The sequence below is a fragment of the Pedobacter polysacchareus genome (assembly GCF_019802255.1).
GTDB classification, from domain to species: Bacteria; Bacteroidota; Bacteroidia; order Sphingobacteriales; family Sphingobacteriaceae; genus Pedobacter; species Pedobacter polysacchareus.
The window spans coordinates 362758-383441 of sequence record NZ_JAHYSS010000005.1; the positions used below are offsets into that span (position 1 = coordinate 362758).

The following is a 20684-nucleotide window of genomic DNA, read 5'->3' on the forward strand; positions in this document are numbered from 1 at the left end:
TCAGCGGTCTGAATTTTTATAAATCCAGACCGCTGATGTTAACTGAAATATACCCCCGATCACAATGATCCGATTTATATCATCCTTATCACAAACGTGGCGGACAGTGATTATTTCTTTATTAGGTTTGTTGCTCTCCGTTGTGGTGAGTGTGCTGACCTTTGCATCTCCATTGGCCCCAGTGATATTAATCGTAGGGGCATTGGTCGTGATATTCATTATTTTTCTATTTCAAGATCCCGCTGTTGGCCTTACTGCTTTAACTGTTTATTGCTTCTTATTCGGAATTCTCGCCAGGGAAATCGGTGGTTTACCTTACGGTATTGGAATTGAGATCTTTTTGCTGCTCACTTGGTTGGCAGTGATTATTTTAAATAATAGGTACGATTGGAAAAGTTTGAATAATAACTTAACCAAATTGATGCTCGCCTGGTTCCTCATTAGCTTTATGGAGATTATCAATCCAGCCGGTGCAAGTGTAAGGGGCTGGCTCCAGGAAATAAGAAGTTCTGGACTTTTTCCAATTTTGATTACCCCATTGGTTTTTTTAATTTATAATTCTAAACAGAAACTTAACCTCTTTCTCATCTTAATCCTGTCTTTGTCTTTATTGGCGACTATCAATGGGCTTAAACAGCAATTTATTGGCCTTTCTCCTGGAGAACAGCAGTTTTTAACTGATGGAGGGGAGGTCACTCACGTGTTATGGGGTAGGTTGAGGGTGTTTTCATTTTATAGTGATGCCGGACAGTTTGGTGCTTCTCAGGCTTCCTTCGCATTGATGGCGATGGTTTTGGCTTTAGGACCTTACAAATGGTGGAAACGTCTGATTCTTTTTGTTGCAGCTGGATTATCTTTTTATGGCATGCTCATCTCCGGAACAAGGGGAGCGCTTTTTGCGCTGCTGGTTGGCGCTTTTTTTGCTATATTCTTAACAAAAAACATTAAAGTCCTGGTCATAGGTGGTACATTGGCACTGTCGTTCTTTTTTGTCCTAAAGTACACTTATATCGGTAATGGTAATTACCAGATTTATCGCTTAAGAACAGCGTTAGATCCTCAGGAAGCCTCTTTGAATGTCCGTTTTAACAATCAAAAGATTATTGGAGAGTACTTGAAATCTCATCCATTTGGAGGAGGACTGGGGGTAATTGGAACCTGGGGTAAGGAATACAATAAGGACAAATTCCTCTCAACAGTTGAACCTGATAGTTATTGGGTGAAAGTTTGGGCGATGTATGGAATTGTCGGTTTCACAGCTTGGTTCTGTATCATGATGTATATTTTTGGGCAGGGCTGTGGCATTATATGGAATATCAGAAACGAAGGGTTAAGATATAAAGCAATAGCTATGATGGCTACCTGTACAGGAATATTTTTCTGTAGTTATGGAAATGAAGTGATCAATTCAATGCCTTCGTCATTGGTAGTTGCTGTGTTTCTTGCTTTTATTTACCTATGTCCAAATTTTGACGATAAACCAGAAAGCTAATGCCATTTGAAATTTTTCTAATTCCTGGTCTGCTCTGCTTTGCAATTGCCTTTTTTCTTGAAATTAGAAAGAAGAAATAGATATGGACCATATCATACGTAGCACCTATTCATTAATATGTCTCTAATCAATAAAATCAAAGAAAATCCGAAGCTAAAAAAGATCGCGCATCGGTTATTGATCCCTGCAAATGACCACAGGCCTAGGTTGTGGGTGAGGTTGTTTCTTAATCCTTTTAAACATAAAAGAGGAAAAGGTAGCATTGTGCGTTTCAACAGTAGGATGGATGTTTTTCCTTTCAATAATTTTGAGTTGGGGACAAGATCGGTAATTGAAGATTTTGTAACCATAAACAATGGCGTTGGAGATGTGATTATAGGAGCGCATACGATGATTGGAATTGGAAGCGTCATCATTGGCCCAGTAAATATAGGTCATCATGTGATGCTGGCTCAGAATATTGTGGTTTCGGGCCTGAATCATGGTTATGAGGATGTGAATATCCCTCCAAGTCTGCAAAAAGAGATACGTAAACAAATTACAATAGGTGATGAGGTATGGATTGGTGCGAATAGTGTGATTACGGCCGGTGTAACTATTGGTAAGCATTCCGTTATTGGGGCAGGTAGTGTCGTTACTAAAGATATACCTGAGTTTTGTGTAGCTGTTGGAAATCCAGCAAAAGTGGTCAAGAAATACAGTGCCACTGATAAAGCCTGGAATAAATTATAACTTTAATCATCAAATGATCAGTAGAGATATCATCATTATAGGCCAACAGGCATGGGATACCGATATAGGTAGTAATTGTAAGAATATTGCGCTTGAGCTTTCCAAAAGTAACAGGGTGCTTTATGTGAATTCTCCTCTGGATAGAATTACACTTTTTAAGAAACGTACAGATCCAAAAGTTCAGCAGCGTATTGCTGTGATTAAAGGCAAACAGTCTGGTTTAGTTAAGATTCAAGACAATTTATGGAACTTATATCCGGATTGTCTGGTAGAGTCTATCAATTGGATTAAAAATGAAAAAATTTTTAATTTTCTGAATAAACGCAATAATGTCAAATTTGCAGATGCGATTGTTAAAGGGATTAAAGAACTTGATTTTAAGGATTATCTATTGTTTAATGACAATGAGATCTTTAAAGGGTTTTATTTGAATACACTGTTGAATCCCTATTTGAGCATTTATTACTCCAGGGATTATATGCTGGCAGTTGATTATTGGAAAAGACATGGTGAGCGTTTAGAGCCACTGCTAATTGCGAGTAATGATATTTGCATGGCAAATTCTGTTTATCTTGCAGACTATTGCAAACAGTATAATGAAAATTCTTTTGATATTGGTCAGGGATGTGATCTGGAGATTTTCAAAGATGATGTTAATGCTGAAAAACCAGTGGAATTGAGAGACATTCATACCCCAATTATTGGTTATGTAGGTGCTCTTCAAAGCATCAGATTAGATATTGAGCTGATTGGATACCTGGCAAATCAACGAAAAGACTGGACGATTGTACTGGTTGGACCAGAAGATGAAGATTTTAAAAACAGTGTGCTGCATCAATTGCCCAATGTTGTATTTACAGGGATCAAACCAATGGAGTCTTTACCTTTATACATGCAGTATTTTGATGTATGCATCAATCCACAATTGGTAAATCAGGTGACTATTGGAAATTATCCTCGTAAAGTAGATGAATACCTGGCAATGGGTAAACCAACGGTAGCTACGGAAACACGTGCAATGGATATCTTTAAAGCACATGTTTATCTTGCACAGTCGAAAGAAGATTATATCAGATGTATAGAGAAAGCATTGACTGAGGATTCTTCAGCACTTCAGGAAGATCGGAAGTCTTTTGCCGCCAGTCATAGTTGGGAAAATTGTATTCTTAAAATGAATGAGGCAATTGAAATGACCATTAACAAAAAATAAAACCAGCATACATGAACCTATTGTATTTTCTTCTCGTATTGTTACAGGTCTTATTTGGACTACATTTTTTTATGCCGTTAATTTTATCAGTAGCGGGTAAATTCAGAAAGCAAGCTCAGCCTTCAGCTCAACCTGTAACTGCTGATTATGCGGTAATTGTGACTGCTTATCAGCAAGTCAATTTAATCCCACTTGTAGTCGATTCTATTCTTAAATCTGATTATTCTAATTATATCATTTATGTGGTGGCCGATAATTGTGACATTAGTGAATTGAGTTTTGAAGATCCAAGAGTAGTGGTGTTAAGGCCAGCTGAAGTATTGGCCTCCAATACGAAATCACATTTTTATGCCATTCATAATTTTAGGCGTGATCATGAACGGCTGACGATTATAGATAGTGATAACTTGGTTCACCCAAATTATTTTAAGGCCTTAAATGTAGTTTTTGATCAGGGCTATCAAGCGGTCCAAGGTGTGCGTGCAGCTAAAAACCTAGATTCAACCTATGCTTGCTTAGATGAGGCCGGTGATATTTATTACCGTTTGGTAGATCGTAAGTTAATGTTCGAAGCGGGATCTTCCGCTGCATTGTCAGGATCTGGAATGGCATTTACTTTGTCGCTTTACCGTTCCTGCCTGGAACACCTTGAAATTTCAGGAGCGGGTTTTGATAAAATCCTACAGTATGAGATTTTAAATAGGGGAGATAGCATCGCCTTCGCGGAACAGGCAATTGTATACGATGAGAAAACGGCAAAAACAGATCAGCTGGTGAACCAACGCTCCAGGTGGATAAATACTTGGTTTAAGTACCTTTATCTAGGAGCTAAACTGCTATTTAAATCAATTTCCAGCTTAAATTGGAATCAATTTCTATTTAGTGTGCTATTGTTGAGACCACCGCTATTTATGCTGCTGATGGTTTCCTTCCTTTTCTTCTTAACTGATTTGTTCCTGATGCCTTTATTTGCAATTTATTGGGTGGTTGCGGTGCTGACCTTTTTTACCTTTGTATTTAAAGCATTGCGGCACTTCAAAGCCGATGATAAGATTTATCATTCTCTAAAGAATGCTCCGAAATTCATTTACTTTCAGATACTTGCCTTATTGAAAGTGCGAAAAGCAAATAAAATATCTGTAGCCACAGAACATTATTACGAAGAAAAAATAAATAAGTAAACTGCTGTTATTAATTGAAAACTAATGAAAGATAAACTCCGAATAGGTATAGAAGTACAGCGTATTTTCAGGGAAAAGAAGCATGGAATGGAAGTGGTTGCACTGGAACTCATTCGCGAAATTCAGAAAATCGATCAGCATAACGAGTATATTCTATATGCAAGGAAGGATGTGGATGAAAAATGTTTATCAGAAACTGCTAATTTTAAGATAAAATCACTTCCAGCAAGTTCTTATTTTACCTGGGAGCAGTTTACGCTTCCTGCGGAAGTAAAAAAAGATAATTTGGATTTTCTACATTCTACATGTAATACTTCTGCATTGCGCTTATCTGTTCCAATGATGCTCACTTTACATGATATCATCTATTTGGAAAAAACTGATTTTAAGGGTACAGCTTATCAGAATTTTGGCAATCTGTATCGAAGGTTTGTTGTTCCAAAAATCGTAGACAAGAGTAAGTTGATCATTACGGTTTCAAACTTTGAAAGAAATGTGATTTTAAACAAACTCAATTTGCCTGAGCAAAAGGTGAAGGTCATTTATAATGCGGTGAGTCCGAAGTTCAATATCAATTATGCACCTGAACGATTAGCAGAATTTAGAGCAGCTCATCAACTGCCTTTGGATTTTATACTTTTTTTAGGGAATACAGCTCCTAAAAAGAATACGCTCAATGTCATCAAAGCTTATGCAGCATATAAGGCAGAGGTGCCTGATGGCATACCAATGGTGATTCTTGATTACGATAAAAATCTGGTCTTTGAATTGCTGGCAAAGCTAGGTCAGCAGCATTTGGAAAAAGATTTCTTATTTCCAGGATACATCGCCTCCGAAGAAATGCCTTTATTGTATAATATCAGCAGGCTTTTCCTTTACCCTTCATTGAGGGAGAGCTTTGGTCTGCCGTTATTAGAAGCTATGGCTTGTGGCGTCCCTGTAATTACTGCTAATACTTCTTCTATGCCAGAAGTAGCGGCTGATGCAGCATTGTTTGTTGATCCATTGGATTATCATCAGATAAAAGATCAAATGATCACCATTCTGAACGATTCAGAATTAGCAGTTCAGTTGAAAGAAAAAGGACTGAAAAGAGCGGCAGAGTTTACATGGAAAGCTGCAGCAACACAACTGCTGGCACTTTATAGTACATTTAATCAATTATCAAAAGGATAAAAAGTATATGCCAATCAGACCCTTGAAAATTCCTGCTTACCTGGAAGCACAGCAATACGATGGGCAATGGTTCCTGGATCATATCGATGAAATCCGAGAAGGAATTAAACGTCTTCATTCAGATCAGGCAGAGGTAACTGTAAGTATTCCCGCATACAATGAGGAGGCTTCTATTTTGAAAACATTATGGTCGCTGTCCAAGACCATTACCAGTCAAAAAGTAGAAATACTGGTGGTGAATAATAATTCTACAGATCGTACACAGGAGTTGATTGAACTTAGTGGTGCCAGCTGGCTAATAGAAAAACAGCAGGGAGTCACTCATGCCAGGAACGCTGGATTACAGGCTGCAAAAGGAAAAATCATCTTGAATGCTGATGCAGATTCATTTTATAGCCCATATTGGGTAGATTTACTTTCCTTGCCGCTAAAAGATAAGTCTGTAGCTTGTACCTATGGCCGTTTTGCTTTTGTATCAGATGGTCCTGCTCATCGATTTCCTTATTTTCTGTACGAAACTGCCGGAGACTTTTTCAAAGCCATAAAACGAAGAAGTAATGACGAAGCGATGTATGTGTATGGCTGCAGTTCAGGATACAGAAAGGATCAAGGCTTACAGGTTGATGGTTATCATCATCCACCTGATACCAACGAAGATGGGTATCTAGCACTGAAATTAAGAAGTAAATTTGGAAAACTTCATAAGATCACAGCTAACCGTGCACTGGTTTGGACTTCAGACAGAAGGTTAATGGAACAAGGTGGACTGTTCAGAGCTTTTTTAGCCAGGACAAAATTTTTATTAGGATGATATTAAATTCATTTTTATAGTCGCTTTTGTTGCGTGAATTTGCTAATTTGTTCAGCCATACATTGAGCTGGCTTTTATGAAGTAGCTGCTTTGGCATTATTTTTTTTCGCAATTTGATGTAACCACCAATGGTTTTATATAATCAATTAATGTTGTGGAGTATATTCCTCAATATTATCTTTTTGTAAATAATTTAACCTGTGGGTTACTGTTTTGTGAGAAATTTCAATCTTTTAAAGACTTGTTTGTCATGGAAAAGTCATAAATGTTTTTAATTTTTTACTCCTGAAGTGATGAAAAACGAGGAAAATATTCCCCGATTACTCGCTTTGGCGGTTTTTTCGAAAAAGCCTAATTTGGCAGCGAGACAAGCCCGTGCTTTTATATGTAGATTATTTGTTACAATTGCTCTCATTAGCAATAGTAACAGTAATTTTTAAGTTATGGTAAACGCCCTAAAAATGAATTTAGCATTATGTGCATTGGTTGTTTTGTGTGCATGTAAGAAGAACCCGGAAATAGCTACTGATGTCACTAAGCCGGTAACTGAAATTCCAACTATTCCAACTCCTCCAAAAGATTCAGTGGTTATTCCTGGTAATTCCAGAATGATTGAAGTCGGAACAGGGTCTGGAAATCTATCGATTGATGGGAAAACATTGTCCATCACAGGGAACACCGTAATTAAAATTAAAGGAGGATCTTATAATGATATCCAAATTTCAAATATTAGTGTCTTAAATGCCACAGTATTCATTTTAAATGATGGTTTGGTAGAATTAGCAGGGAACAAACAAATGACCTTGTCAAATCTTAAGAACGTAACGATTTCCGGCGATGGTACTCCGGGAATTGATAAAGGCTTTGTTTTCAGAGATAAAACAGATGGCGGCACTTTTATTCAGCTTAAAAATGACATCAACGATTTTACATTAAGATATGTTTCTTTTAAGAATGTAAATACCTATAATGCGATTCAGTACGATTCTCAGAAGAGCTATGATGGATCAGAAAATTCTTATTCACAGAATTTTAAATTCCTTTATATTGATGGTGAAAATATGGGAACCCTGATTAGATTAAGAGGGGTAGTAGAGAATAATAAAATCGTTGGATTGGTTAAAAATGTAGAGATTGCCTATCTGAATTTTAAGAATTCAAAAGACGTTGGTAGCGTAGTATCCCTTGAAAACACCGAAGGTTATGATATTCATCATAATAATGTGCAGGATATCAACCAGAACAATAATAACCATAATGGAATATTTTATGTTCAGGGTAATGGTAAATTCTATAATAATCAGATTAGAAACCATCAGGGAAATGCAATCAGGGCCTGGGCTTACAGCATTGGTACCACTCCTAAGGAGATTTTAATCTTTAATAATATTGTCATTAATTCGAGAATGTACAGCGCGTTTGAGCTTCAGGCTTTCCCATATAACATGCTGCCAGGAAAAACCACTTATTCGAATGCGAAAGTATTTAATAATACTTGCGGGAACTTGTTGCCTAAAGAGGGCTTCCCAGCGGAGATATTGGATCTTTATGGTTTGCAAGGTGGTAAAACTGAAATCTTTAATAATTTAGGGTATAAGTTTACTCTAGTTGGGCAAAATAACACCAATTTTATTTTTAATGATATGGGGCCTATACCTCCGAATTCCTTTAATAACAAATATTTTAATAGTTATTCAGAAGCAGGAATCGTAGATGACAGCAAATTGATGCTCAATAGTAACTCCGCAGCAAAAAATGCAGGAGCGCCTATAGCGGGTCAAAATCTGCAGACTTCTTCCACTCCAGCAGTTAATTTTGATATTTACAATACCCCAAGGTCCTTATCGAGGCCTTCAATTGGTGCAGTTGAATAAATAACAGTGGCAGTTTGCTCCTTCATGGAATAAAAGAAATCTCCTTAATCAGAATAATGTTTAGGGAGATTTTTTTTACTCATTTTTTTTGCCATGTTTGGTCTGTTTATTGTAAAGGGGGGGAGGATGATCTTTCGAAAGAACGTTTTTGTTATTTAGGTTTAATATGCATTTAAGCATTTGTTCTACTTAAGAATGATAATTTTTATATCTTTCCTTATCATTTGCTCAATTCATAATTGATAACCTGTTGTACATGCTCGGAATCTTAAAAAAACTGCTCTCCATCTTTAAAAATATGCATTTTCAATCTTTGCTCGGAAATGCAGTGATGGCAGGTTTTGGAATGGTCACCCTTGCTATCTTATATCGGGGACTTTCGGTCACTGATCTTGGTATTTATATATTTTTTCTAGCGGCAATCGGGTTAATTGATACTTTAAGAGCTGGATTCTTAACCATTACCTTTGTGAAATTCTATAGTGGAACTGAAAAGGAAAGGGCAGAGGTGGTTGCCGGTTCGGCATGGGTGATCGCATTATTAATTACCTTATTACTGGTAGTCCTTAATATTCCTGCTTATTTCATTGCGGATCATGTGAGTAACGAAGGCTTATCGGTATTTCTCAAATATTTTTCCCTGATTTCGGTCATCACGCTGCCTTCTTTTATGGCGAATTGTGTCGTTCAAGCTGATAAGCGCTTTGATCGCTTACTTTGGCTTAGGATAATGACTCAGGGCAGCTTTACCTTAATCGTCTTTATTCTGGCTTTATTAGGGAAATTAAGCCTGGATTCTGTGCTTGCAGGTTATTGTTTTTCCTTTTTGTTCTCAGGTATTCTCGTGTTTTTTTTAAAGTGGACTATGATCCGGTCAGTAGTCAATGCCGATCGTCCAACTGTTCTTGAACTATTTCATTTTGGGAAATACAGTATGGGCACCAATATCGGATCCAATCTTTTTGGAGTGACCAATACTTTTATCATCAATTTCTTTATCGGTCCTGCCGCATTGGCCATGTATAATCTGGGTGGAAAGCTGATTCAGTTAATTGAAATCCCACTTTCGAGCTTTGCAGCTAGTGGAATGCCAATCCTTTCCCTGCATTACAATAGAAATGAAAAGAAAGAGATGATGTATACCTTGAAAAAACTAATTGGGATGCTCACTATAGCGCTAGTGCCAATAGTGATATTTGCACTCGTTTTTGCAGAACCGATAATTAGCTTAATTGCAGGTAAGGAATATATTAATAATGAAGCACCAAATCTGTTCCGTATATTTATGGTGATTGCCTTGCTATATCCGGCAGACCGCTTTTTTGCACTGGCATTAGATGTAATTCATCAGCCTAAAGTGAATTTTTATAAAATTATCGTCATGCTGATTGTCAACATTGTAACCGTGTTTATCGGAATGTCGATTTACCATTCCATTTATACGATTGCCATCGCTTCTGTATTCCCTACTTTAATCGCTATCATTATGACTTATTATCCTTTGTATAGATATGCTAAATTTAGTTTTTGGGGTATTTTTGTGATTGGCTATAAAGAAATAGTTGTATTTTTAAAACAAGTTAACCGTACGTTTTTAACCCGAGGATAATGGTGTTTTTTGAAATACCATCATATATATAACATAATAATGAGTAAAAAAATCTCTATAATATTAGCTTGTGATAATCATTATGTGGTGCTATTGGCAGCGCTTTTGAAGTCAATTGAAATGAACCATCACACTGAGGAGTCAATTGATGTTTATTTGGTAGATGACCAGATATCTAAGCTGAGTAAGCAAAAGCTAATGGCTTCATTGACCTTGGACAAGATGAATATCATCTGGTTAAAAATGGAGGAAATTATCCCTGAAGATGTGACTTTACCGCTGGTCAATAATACCTATCCATTAAATACTTACATCAGACTGCTGATTCCGTATTTTATTCCTAAAGAGGTGAACCGAATTATCTTCCTCGATGTGGATATGATTATGCTGGACGACATCAGCAATTTATGGAAAATCGATATCGGAGACAAAGTTATCGGAGCAGTCAATGATGGTCCGGATGTAAAAACCATTGCTGAAGGAATTGAAAACTATAGTGAATTAGGCTTAGACCCAAATCAGAAATATTTTAATGCGGGCATGCAGGTGATCAATATTGACAAATGGAGAGCGCTTGACATTACACAGAAGACATTTGATGCCATCAATAACAATAAAAAATATGCAGGCTTAGGAGATCAATATGGTTTAAATATTGCATTAATTGGAAACTGGCATGAGATAGATGGAAAATGGAATCGCTTTTCTGTGTGTACGGATCCACAGCCTAGTTTAATTCATTATTTCCACCGTAAACCCATTTATAAAACCTACGCTTATAATTATAAAGAGGAGTTTTTCTATTATTTGAATAAAACAAAGTTTAGTGATTTTCAGCCTATCGGGGAAACGACCAGGTATTTGAAAAAAATTAACAATATGTTGGAGAAAATTAAATTGTTTTTTAAATAGAACGTGTTTTATTGATAAGACCCATTGCGTATTTTTAAATGTAGTAACCTGGATAGGAATGATTAATTTTAGTTAGAATTTAGTGAATAGAAGGAGTTATTTAAAGCGCATTGTAGTGCTTGCAGCCCTGGGGGGGGCATCATTTTCCATTTTTAAATGGAAGGAGTTGACGCGGTATGTAGATCCTGATTTATTATGGAGTAAGAAGGATCTTGTTGCAGAACTTGCAGAAATTATTATTCCTGAAACGGATACTCCAGGTGCCAAATCGGCAAATGTTGCAGATTATATTATTAAAGTACTGCTCAATTGCATGGACATTAAGAAACAAAATAAATTTTGTTCCGGTCTGGAGCTCGTGGAATCGCAGTCCCTGCGGAACTATGGGAAATCATTTTTGAATTGTTCCGATAAAGAGAAACAAACTGTTTTTGAATATATTGCCAATCATTCCGGTTTTTCCTACCGGATTTTAAATAGAATAAATAAGAAAATTTTTGGGGAATCATTTTATTTGACGCTTAGAGATTTAACCATTGAAGGGTATTGTATGTCTAAACCTGGGGCTACTCAGGGTTTGGCCTATGATTATATCCCAGGTACTTTCGAGGCCTGTATTAAACTGAAACCAAATCAAAAATCCTGGGCCACCAAATAGTTATGTATAACAGCAATAAAACAAAGGAACTAAATACTTATGATGCAATTGTCATCGGCTCAGGAATAAGTGGCGGATGGGCAGCGATGGAGCTTTGTAGAAAGGGCTTTAAAACCTTGCTTCTGGAAAGGGGAAGGAATGTAGAGCATATTGTAGATTACCCTACAGCCAATCTTAATCCCTGGGATTTTAAATACGGACTCAACAATACATTAAGGGACCGGGAAATTGATCCGGTTCAAAGCAATACTTATAATCCTGCTACAAAACATTTTTTTGTGAGTGATGCTGAACATCCTTATCTACAGGAACAGCCTTTTGACTGGGTGAGAGGGTATCAGGTAGGCGGTCGGTCATTGGTTTGGGGCAGACAATGTTATCGCATGAGTGACCTTGATTTCGAGGCTAACCTCAAGGAAGGTATTGCAGTAGACTGGCCAATCAGATACAAGGATTTGGCACCATGGTATAGTTATGTGGAATCTTTTATTGGTGTAAGTGGACAGAAGGAAAATTTAGCCCATTTGCCCGATGGTGAGTTTTTACCAGCAATGGAATTAAATTATATCGAAAAACACCTCGGAGATTCCATAAAAAAAAATGAACATCATCGTTTATTAACTATTGCAAGGGTAGCGAACTTAACCCGGGGATGGGATCATAGAGGCCCTTGTCAGAATCGGAATTTGTGTGAACGCGGATGTCCTTTTGGAGGCTATTTTAGCAGCAATAGTTCTACAATTCCTGCCGCCGTTTCGACAGGAAACTTAACCCTAAGGCCTTTTTCAATCGTGACAGAGATTCTTTATGATGAACAACGTCAAATGGCGAAAGGGGTAAGGGTAATTGATACGCTTAGTCATGAAGTTCATGAGTTTTACTCGAAAGTATTGTTTGTTAACGCCTCTACTATTGCTACTGCAAGTATATTATTGAACTCTGTTTCTTCCCGTTTTCCAAATGGTTTTGGGAATGACAGTGAACAGCTTGGACATAATTTAATGGATCATCACTCTTCTGCAGGTGCTTATGGTATTCATGATCAGTTTAAAGATTATTATTATAAAGGAAGAAGACCTTGTGGGTTCTTAATTCCGCGTTATAGAAATCTTAAAGAAGGTGAAAATCTTAACTTTAAGAGAGGATATAATATTCAGGGCCATGGAGAAAGAATGGAGTGGCAGGACCTTTCCTATAATCTGAATGGATTTGGAAAGGATTTTAAAAAACAACTCACTACACCTGGCGATTGGACAGTCTGGATGGCGGGTTGGGGTGAGTGTTTGCCCTATTTTGAGAATCAAATTACACTAGACAAAATTCAAAAGGATAAATGGGGATTGCCTTTGGTTAAAATCGATTTCTCATTTGCTGAGAATGAAAATAAAATGATGATTGACATACAGCAAACCTCTGCAGAAATGCTGGAAGGTGCTGGATTTAAAGACGTGGAGATGTTCAATTATAAAAAGTCTGGCGGGAGCACTGTCCATGAGATGGGAACCGCACGTATGGGACATGATCCCAAGACTTCTGTGTTAAATAAATTCAATCAGATGCATAATGCAAAGAATGTTTTTATAACAGATGGGAGCGCAATGACTTCTTCAAGTTGTCAAAATCCTTCTTTAACTTATATGGCACTTACTGCAAGGGCATGTGAATTTGCTTATCAGCAGCTAAAAAATGGTAAATTGTAATTATGGCTTGTAATTTGACTATAAATCAGACGCTTAATGTGAGTTTTATGAATGTAAGTGTATGGTGGCCAAAGTACCTAAAATGCGATATAATGTATTGAGGGCCGGGGAAACTAAAAAATCCTCTCGAATTTTAAAATTAATGATAAAGTAATGGAGCCTTTATTTAATGGTCATATGTATTTAATTTAACTGGTGATGCGCGTAGCTAATATTATAATTGCCCATAAGAACCCACTGCAGCTTGAGCGTTTAATTAGGAAAATGCAGCATGAGAATTTCGATTTTTACATCCACATTGATAAAAAAGTCGACATAGAAAGCTTTCTGTTCTTAAAAGGGATCAAAGGGGTGTACTTTATAAAAAACAGAGTGGTGTGTAATTGGGGAGGTCACAGCACGCTAAAGGCGATGTTAAACTCCTTGAAAGAAACATTGGCGAACGAAACCAGTTATGGTTTCTATAACCTAATGAGTGCTCAGGATTACCCAATAAGGAAAAATCAGGAATTCTATGACTTTCTTTTAGCGCATGAGAAAAATTCTTTTATTTTTTATGAATCAGAAGAATCTGGATGGTGGAAAATGGCTATCCAACGATATCAGCACTATCACCTTACCGACTTTAACTTTTTTGGGAGTTACTTTTTGGAGCGAATGATGAATAAAGTGCTGCCGATTAGAAAATTTCCTATGGCGCTGAAACTATATGGAGGTCGGAAGGCTAGCTGGTGGACATTAAATCATGAATCTGCTAGTTACTTATCTAATTTTTTCAACCAGGAAAGCAAGCTTGATAAGTTCTTGAAATTTTGCTGGGGAACCGATGAATTTGTAATTCCAACAATTTTACTCAATTCTCCTTTCAAGGAGCAGATGATCAATGATAATTTGCGTTATATCCATTTTCCGGAAGGAAAAGCAAATCCCAGGATTTTAGAGATAGAAGATTTGTCGCTGATGAAAGATTCAAATATGTTTTTTGCCAGGAAATTCGATATGCCAATGAGCGAAGAAGTCTTGCGCAGAATAGATGAGCAGACGGAATAGTTTATTGATGAACTTTGAATAAATAAACACTGACATCTTTCGTCACGTATTTCTTTAAGGGTTTACCTAATTGATTAAACGTATTCAGTAAATGATCCATGGGTTTTATGGGATCTTTGTAGTACCAGGAAGGCTCATCAATGCCGTCTCCGATGTCGGTTTGGAACTGAGTATTAAAAATTAGCCAGACTCTCTTGCTTCCGCCTAACTGCTTCAAATCAGCACCTAATAACTGTTCGTAATCGCTGTAGCTGTTCGCTTCTTTTCGGTGATCGATTCCTTCAATCGCATTAAATTTAAAGGGGTACATTATTTTGTAGACCTTGTAGCCGGGTAAATTGTTCCAATAGATATACACGGCATCACCATCCTTGTATCGTTGATTTATGAATTGTAATGCCTCGTGCTGATAGGATTTCTTATGGACATAAAAATGCTCTGGTTGAAAAATAAAGATTGCCGATTGCACTATTGCTGGTAAGATGACCACAAATGATAACATGAAAACTGCGTTTTTTGATTTAATCCTAGCAGTTCCGCATTCAAACCCTTTGGCAATAAACAGCATGAAAACTGGTGAAATAAATACCCAAAATCTTTCTGTGAGTGGGTAGAGTTCCAGCCCTGAGGCGATTAAGGTAAGTAAGCAGGGGGTCAGCAGCACCCAGGCTAATGTTTTATTTTCTTTAAAAAAGGAGTATATCCCATAAATCAACAACAGAATGGGTATGATGAATACTTTCAGTAATGGATTAAAATTCCATATTAAGCCTAATGGGTAGTCCATTAGCCGGTAAAGATTTAGCCAAAACCAATTCAGTTCCGATATGGAAGTAGGGGGAAAGGGCATAAAATTTTCATAAGATCTGAACCAATAAGCGATCCATTCCGATTGTGCATGTTTATAGGTGAAAAGTAGGTAGTTGAGAGAAAAACTAACTAGCCACAGGCCAAATGGAAGGATACTGATCGCAAAGAGCTTCCATTTTTTATGTAGCAGATAGGAGATACTCATACTGATGGCGATTCCTCCTAGCAGGAAAATGGCAGAATAAGAGAACCATAAGATCAGCGCGCCGCTTAGCCCCCAAATGAGTAGGTCTTTAAAATTTTTCGCTGCCTGATAATGAATAAAAAGGTATAGGACTGTAACCGTTGCCAACAGTTCTGTAGCATATTGTTTAATTTCAACGCTATGGTAAACCAAGGCCGGTGAAAAGCAAAGTATACCGATTGCCATTATTGCTGCTGGCTTTTTCAGAAAATAATTAGCGACCGGAACAAATAGGAATAAAGCTGCGATTCCTGAAATTAATGGAATCAACCTTAATGCCATCTCGTTTGGTCCAAAGATATTTACGGTGAATTTTACCAATAAGAGAAAGCCAATCGGTGCTTTTTGCTGATAATAGAGGGGATGAGTCAGCAGTTGCATGGCATCCATCTTTAGAAAACTACTGGATAAATACACTTCATCCATCCATAAAGAACGATTGTAGAAGAAATGAAATAGCCTAATGAGAACTCCAATGATTAAAAAAATGACCAATAGCAGGTTCCATTGTTTCTTTTTATCTAAGAAAGAGCTGTAAGTTATTGTGTTCATTTATAGTTAATAACGTTCGCAATATCGATTTTTTTAATAATTTTACCACTAAATAGAGATAAACAATTGAAAGACATACCATGGGACACGATCGAGCTTGTCATCTTCGACGTGGACGGCACGCTTTATGATCAGTCTAAGTTAAGAAAGAAAATGCTTTTGGCGTTAATTGGGCATTATATCATCAGGCCATGGAAGTATTATGACTTATTAATTTTATATCATTTTAGGAAAGAAAGAGAAAACCATGCCGGATACAAGTCAGGGAATTTAGAAGAGGCACAATATGAGTGGTGCTTAAATAAAGTAAATTCATCGTTAGGGGAGGTTAAAAAGGTCATTGCAGATTGGATTTTTACTTTTCCGAATCCATACCTTTCCAGCTGTAAATATCCAGGTCTCACTGCTTTTTTTGAGGAGCTGGAAAAGAAGAAGATCGCGACCGCAGTTTATTCTGATTATGATGCAGAACAGAAACTACAGCATTTGAATGTAAAGGTAGATTTGGTGGCAAGCTCTACTCAGGAAAAGATTAATGCATTGAAGCCTCTGCCTGATGGCTTGAACTTTATTTTATCGGAATTGAAGATTCAGGATAAGCAAAAATGTCTTTTTATCGGTGATCGATTGGAACTTGATGGTGCTTGTGCTGATGCTGCAGGGATTCCATTTCTATTGGTCAACAAACAAAAAGATGGCGCTTATTTTTATGAAGCATTATCCGCCAGTCTTAAAAAAACAAGATTATAACTGTTGCATATATGATAAACGAACAAACGCGGAAAGCGGCAACTTTACAGGATTATATCGCGATTGCGAGGCCAGATAATTGGGTGAAGAATTTGTTTATGGTTCCGGGGATGCTTTTTGCATTGTCTATTTTTCATACCCCTTTTGATGCAGCCTTGCTGTTTAAAATCGTGATTGGAATTGTCAGTATCTGCTTAGTGGCGTCTGCTAATTATGTTATTAATGAATACCTGGATGCGGGTTTCGATCAGTTTCATCCTTTAAAGAAGAAAAGATCCTCCGTAGTCACCACCATCAATCCAATTATTGTGTACCTCGAGTATGGAGTGCTGGCCCTTATCGGATTGATGCTGGCCTATACGGTCTCGTTAAAATTCCTATCTACAGCAGCGGTATTGTTGTTTATGGGGGTGATTTATAATGTAAAACCATTTAGGAGTAAAGACCGTGTATTTTTGGATGTATTGAGTGAATCTGTCAATAATCCAATTAGGTTTGCCGCAGGCTGGTTTATTTTTAGTCCGGCTTTAGGAGTTCCTGACAGTAAGTGGGATTTAGATTGGATCAATACCTTTCCACCGATTAGTATTATTATTGCCTATTGGATGGGGGGCGCATTTTTAATGGCTACAAAACGTTTCGCAGAATACAGACTCATCGGTAATGCGGAAATTGCCGGCCAGTACAGAAGATCGTTCCGCCATTATACGGAAAACAGCCTATTGGTATCCATGTTTTTTTACGGAATTACCTGTGCCTTTTTTATGGGGATATTCCTGATCAAAGACCGTATTGAACTGCTATTCAGCTTCCCTTTTTTTGCACTGCTGTTTTCATGGTATCTTCGGATTGGTTTGCTCAATGATTCTCCGGTTCAGGGTTCAGAAAAGTTATATACCAGGAAATGGTTCATGCTATACCTTGTTTTATTTACTACATTGTTATGTATTTTGATGTTTGTTGACATTCCATGGTTACATTGGTTCTTGAAAAATGCTAATAATTACTAATTTGAATCCTCAATTATTTAGCTTTTATTTTATTCTAAATGAAAAATAGCCATTATGATTTAATCGTAGTTGGAACTGGTTTTGCGTCTAGTTTCTTCTTAAAGAAATACTTATCTAAGGTTAAATCCAATCAGAAAGTGCTGGTTTTAGAGCGTGGACATTTTTATCCTCATGCAGAAAGACTAAAAGTAAAGAAAGGAGAGCATTCAGATTTTCAAAAGTATGAAGAGCCCTGGGAAGAAGCGATTGTCAATGTAAATACCAAGAAGAGATGGCCGTTCACAACAGGTTATGGCGGCTGTTCTAACTGCTGGTGGGGCTGTACGCCTAGGTTTATGCCTTCAGATTTCAAGATGAAGAGTCTTTTTGGGATTGGTGAAGACTGGCCAGTTGATTACGATGACCTCGATCCCTATTATTATGAAGCTGAGGAGCTGATGTCTATTTCGGGTCCGGAAGGAACTCCTTTTCCCCGGAAAGGTAAATATCCTTTGCCCCCGCATGAGTTTAGTATTGTCGACAAGATTTTACATAAAACCTATGGCAATCAATACATCAGTCAGCCTACAGCAAGGGCGAGCAGGGCTGTAAACGGTAGAAACCGATGCATGACCTCCAGTACCTGCGATATCTGTCCTGTAAATGCCAAATTTACGGTAGAAAATGCAAATCTGGGTGTTTACGAAGATAAGCGGGTAGAGTTGGTGTACGGCGCTCAGGTTTATAGTTTGGAAGTTCAGAATGATGTGGTTAAGAAGGTGCTATATCAACTAGACGGGAAAGAATACTCGGCCTCTGCGGAGGTCGTTGCATTAGGCGCAAATCCTTTTTTTAATACGAACATCCTATTGAATGCCGGGGACAAAAATCCGTTAACTGGAAGAGGATTTGGTGAGCAGCTTGGTATGCAGGTTTTGATTTACCTGGATGGAATGAAAAATGTTGGGGGAAGCACCTGGGTGAATGCCAATGGATATATGCTCTATGATGGAGCACATAGGAAAGACTTTGCCGCCTGCTTAATGGAAGTGAACAATGCACCGTATTACATCCGCATGGAGCGTGGAAAGTGGCTGAATATTGCCAGTTTCCGCTTGCTATTTGAAGACCTGCCACTCTATAATAATTACATCACCACTTCTGCAAATAAACTGATTCCTGAAGTCCATTTTACAGAGCGTTCTTCGTATACGATGAAAGCAATTGAGAACATGAAGAAAACCCTTCCTGGAATTTTATCCTGCTTGCCGGTAGAAAAATTAAAATACCTGGATCCCTTTCCAAATGAGGGACATATTATCGGTGGAACAAGAATGAGCAAAGATCCTAAGCTGGGTGTGGTGGATCAGCATTTAATCCACCATCAATATAGAAACCTATTTGTACTCGGCGCAGGAGCCTTTACCACATTTAGTGCTTCAAATCCTACATTAACCTTATCTGCACTATCTTTGTATGCAGCAGACCAAGCCTTTTAAGTCATGAAGCGAAGGAAATTTTTATTGTTAACAGGCCTGGCCTCCGGAAGTATACTCATTCCTTCTACTTTGTATTTTGTGTCTCCAGGAGTAAAACAGTTTGCGGCCTTACTCATCGAACGTGAATTTAAGTATTTGAAGCTGGAACCTGGAAGTGTAACCCATTATGTGGATGATTATTTTGCCGCTGGAGGAAATAATATAATGGCCAGTTTAAGATGGAAAACAATGTTCTATCTCAACATGAATTGGGAGCAGTCAAATCTGATTTTTGAATTGATCAGGACATTTCTACTGTCGAGTGATTTTTTTATCCATAAGACTGACGAAACCAGGGTTGTTCGGTATATAGGGCTCTATAATCCCTATAAAAGCCCGGTTCCAAATCCGTTTTCTTATTTACTTTATCCTCCTGATGAAATCGGAGAACCATGATCTGGACCTATTTTGATAATAAAGACTTAAAATCTTTAATTGCGATGATGGTTTTCTGAGGGAAAAGCACCAGGTGAGCGAGTAATATAATCCAGGCATATGGTTGCACAAAGGCTGCGGAAACCAATAGTGCAAGGGGGAAAAATACCTGATAAAAATCGGCCATTAAGATGTGAAAAGGACGGTTTTCCGGAGAAATAATGAGCACGGGAACATAATGCAGACGTTTTGAACGGATCACTGCAAGCACAATATAAAGCATCAAGAATAACACAGGTAGGAATAGCTGCAGCGAAAATAGCATGGCTGCAATTGCAGCAATCTCTACACAGAAAATGGTGATTTCTTTATTTCTGAAACGATCAGGTAAGATGTTTACTGCATAAGTATTTAAACCAGCCTGAATGTCGTTTTTCCGATCATAGAACTGGTGCCAGAGAATCCCTCTGGAGCCATAGCATAATGCCCAGACACCGGTACTCCAAAACCAAAGCCAGTCCATAGATTGTCCGGTCACATAACTAATGCTGCTCACCATTAATAGACTCGTAAAAATATGAGAGCCTGAAGCATCAGCCAGTACACCCCAGATCCCCCTGTTTTTTAACCTTACCGGACGGAAAGAATAAAGGCTGAAACTGATCCAGGGGATCAGGTATAAAAAGATAGATAAACGATCTGGATACAAAAAATAACCGCATACGAAACCTGACAATAAGCAAATTACGGGAAAAACCCATCGGATTTCGGGACGTATGCCTACCATTCTATTGGCTTTTCCACTGGCGAGATCGGCCTCAATATCCGTCATATCATTGATGATACTTACATAAACAGCACCAATCACCAGAGCAAATAATAGGAATAGCAATTGGGGGATAGCCATCATAAAAACACCTTCGGTTTTTAATGCAGTAGCATAACCAATAGCAAGTAATGGCGGTAGTTTATATTCCCACCATTCTACAGACCTGATTATTTTAAAAAAACTCAATAGCTG

18 protein-coding genes are annotated in these 20684 nt (G+C 37.7%); 16 read left to right on the forward strand and 2 right to left on the reverse strand.

Translation table 11 applies throughout. The features are described from left to right. Positions 1 to 64: 64 nt before the first annotated feature. From K7X70_RS16160 to K7X70_RS16215, 12 genes are all read left to right on the forward strand, one after another. Positions 65 to 1492, forward strand: a complete 1428-nt coding sequence (locus tag K7X70_RS16160; RefSeq protein ID WP_222538023.1) for an O-antigen ligase family protein — start codon at positions 65 to 67, stop codon at positions 1490 to 1492. A 117-nt stretch (positions 1493 to 1609) separates the two neighbouring features. Beyond that, positions 1610 to 2224: an acyltransferase gene (locus K7X70_RS16165; RefSeq protein WP_222538024.1), complete on the forward strand. Its 615-nt coding sequence runs from the start codon at positions 1610 to 1612 to the stop codon at positions 2222 to 2224. Positions 2225 to 2237: 13 nt separating this feature from the next. Next, positions 2238 to 3434 carry a glycosyltransferase gene (locus K7X70_RS16170; RefSeq protein WP_222538025.1) on the forward strand — a complete coding sequence of 399 codons (1197 nt, stop codon included), beginning with the start codon at positions 2238 to 2240 and terminating at the stop codon, positions 3432 to 3434. 11 nt (positions 3435 to 3445) lie between these two features. Next, complete coding sequence (locus tag K7X70_RS16175; RefSeq protein ID WP_222538026.1) at positions 3446 to 4615, forward strand: glycosyltransferase; 1170 nt, start codon at positions 3446 to 3448, stop codon at positions 4613 to 4615. 24 nt (positions 4616 to 4639) lie between these two features. Beyond that, the gene (locus tag K7X70_RS16180) at positions 4640 to 5791 is read left to right on the forward strand and encodes a glycosyltransferase family 4 protein (RefSeq protein ID WP_222538027.1); all 1152 of its coding nucleotides are present in this window, start codon (positions 4640 to 4642) and stop codon (positions 5789 to 5791) included. 7 nt (positions 5792 to 5798) lie between these two features. Then, positions 5799 to 6602, forward strand: a complete 804-nt coding sequence (locus K7X70_RS16185; protein WP_222538028.1) for a glycosyltransferase family 2 protein — start codon at positions 5799 to 5801, stop codon at positions 6600 to 6602. Between the two features lie 461 nt (positions 6603 to 7063). Beyond that, positions 7064 to 8476, forward strand: coding sequence for a hypothetical protein (locus K7X70_RS16190; RefSeq protein ID WP_222538029.1), 1413 nt, complete (start codon positions 7064 to 7066; stop codon positions 8474 to 8476). Positions 8477 to 8732: 256 nt separating this feature from the next. Continuing rightward, entirely contained in the window at positions 8733 to 10085 is a 1353-nt protein-coding gene (locus K7X70_RS16195; RefSeq protein ID WP_222538030.1) for a lipopolysaccharide biosynthesis protein, read from the forward strand. A gap of 39 nt (positions 10086 to 10124) precedes the next feature. Further along, complete coding sequence (locus K7X70_RS16200) at positions 10125 to 10997, forward strand: glycosyltransferase family 8 protein (protein ID WP_222538031.1); 873 nt, start codon at positions 10125 to 10127, stop codon at positions 10995 to 10997. Positions 10998 to 11079: 82 nt separating this feature from the next. Beyond that, complete coding sequence (locus K7X70_RS16205; protein WP_222538032.1) at positions 11080 to 11655, forward strand: gluconate 2-dehydrogenase subunit 3 family protein; 576 nt, start codon at positions 11080 to 11082, stop codon at positions 11653 to 11655. Between the two features lie 2 nt (positions 11656 to 11657). Then, entirely contained in the window at positions 11658 to 13355 is a 1698-nt protein-coding gene (locus K7X70_RS16210; RefSeq protein WP_222538033.1) for a GMC oxidoreductase, read from the forward strand. Positions 13356 to 13553: 198 nt separating this feature from the next. Next, complete coding sequence (locus K7X70_RS16215; protein WP_222538034.1) at positions 13554 to 14405, forward strand: beta-1,6-N-acetylglucosaminyltransferase; 852 nt, start codon at positions 13554 to 13556, stop codon at positions 14403 to 14405. A gap of 1 nt (position 14406) precedes the next feature. Here the strand turns inward: K7X70_RS16215 and K7X70_RS16220 are convergent, their stop codons facing one another. Continuing rightward, positions 14407 to 16011, reverse strand: a complete 1605-nt coding sequence (locus K7X70_RS16220; protein ID WP_222538035.1) for a glycosyltransferase family 39 protein — start codon at positions 16009 to 16011, stop codon at positions 14407 to 14409. Between the two features lie 66 nt (positions 16012 to 16077). Here K7X70_RS16220 and K7X70_RS16225 point away from each other — a divergent pair, with 66 nt between their 5' ends. From K7X70_RS16225 to K7X70_RS16240, 4 genes are read left to right on the forward strand one after another with little or no spacing between them, the layout of a single operon-like run. Continuing rightward, entirely contained in the window at positions 16078 to 16761 is a 684-nt protein-coding gene (locus K7X70_RS16225) for an HAD family hydrolase (RefSeq protein ID WP_222538036.1), read from the forward strand. An 11-nt stretch (positions 16762 to 16772) separates the two neighbouring features. Continuing rightward, complete coding sequence (locus K7X70_RS16230) at positions 16773 to 17771, forward strand: UbiA prenyltransferase family protein (protein ID WP_222538037.1); 999 nt, start codon at positions 16773 to 16775, stop codon at positions 17769 to 17771. Between the two features lie 38 nt (positions 17772 to 17809). Next, on the forward strand, positions 17810 to 19249 hold the full coding sequence (locus K7X70_RS16235) for a GMC oxidoreductase (RefSeq protein ID WP_222538038.1): 1440 nt from the start codon (positions 17810 to 17812) through the stop codon (positions 19247 to 19249). Positions 19250 to 19252: 3 nt separating this feature from the next. Next, positions 19253 to 19684 carry a hypothetical protein gene (locus K7X70_RS16240; RefSeq protein ID WP_222538039.1) on the forward strand — a complete coding sequence of 144 codons (432 nt, stop codon included), beginning with the start codon at positions 19253 to 19255 and terminating at the stop codon, positions 19682 to 19684. Between the two features lie 7 nt (positions 19685 to 19691). Here K7X70_RS16240 and K7X70_RS16245 read toward each other — a convergent pair whose 3' ends face one another. Beyond that, positions 19692 to 20678 (reverse strand): UbiA family prenyltransferase, encoded by a 987-nt coding sequence (locus K7X70_RS16245; RefSeq protein ID WP_222538040.1) that lies wholly within the window; start codon positions 20676 to 20678, stop codon positions 19692 to 19694. Between the last annotated feature and the right edge of the window lie 6 nt (positions 20679 to 20684).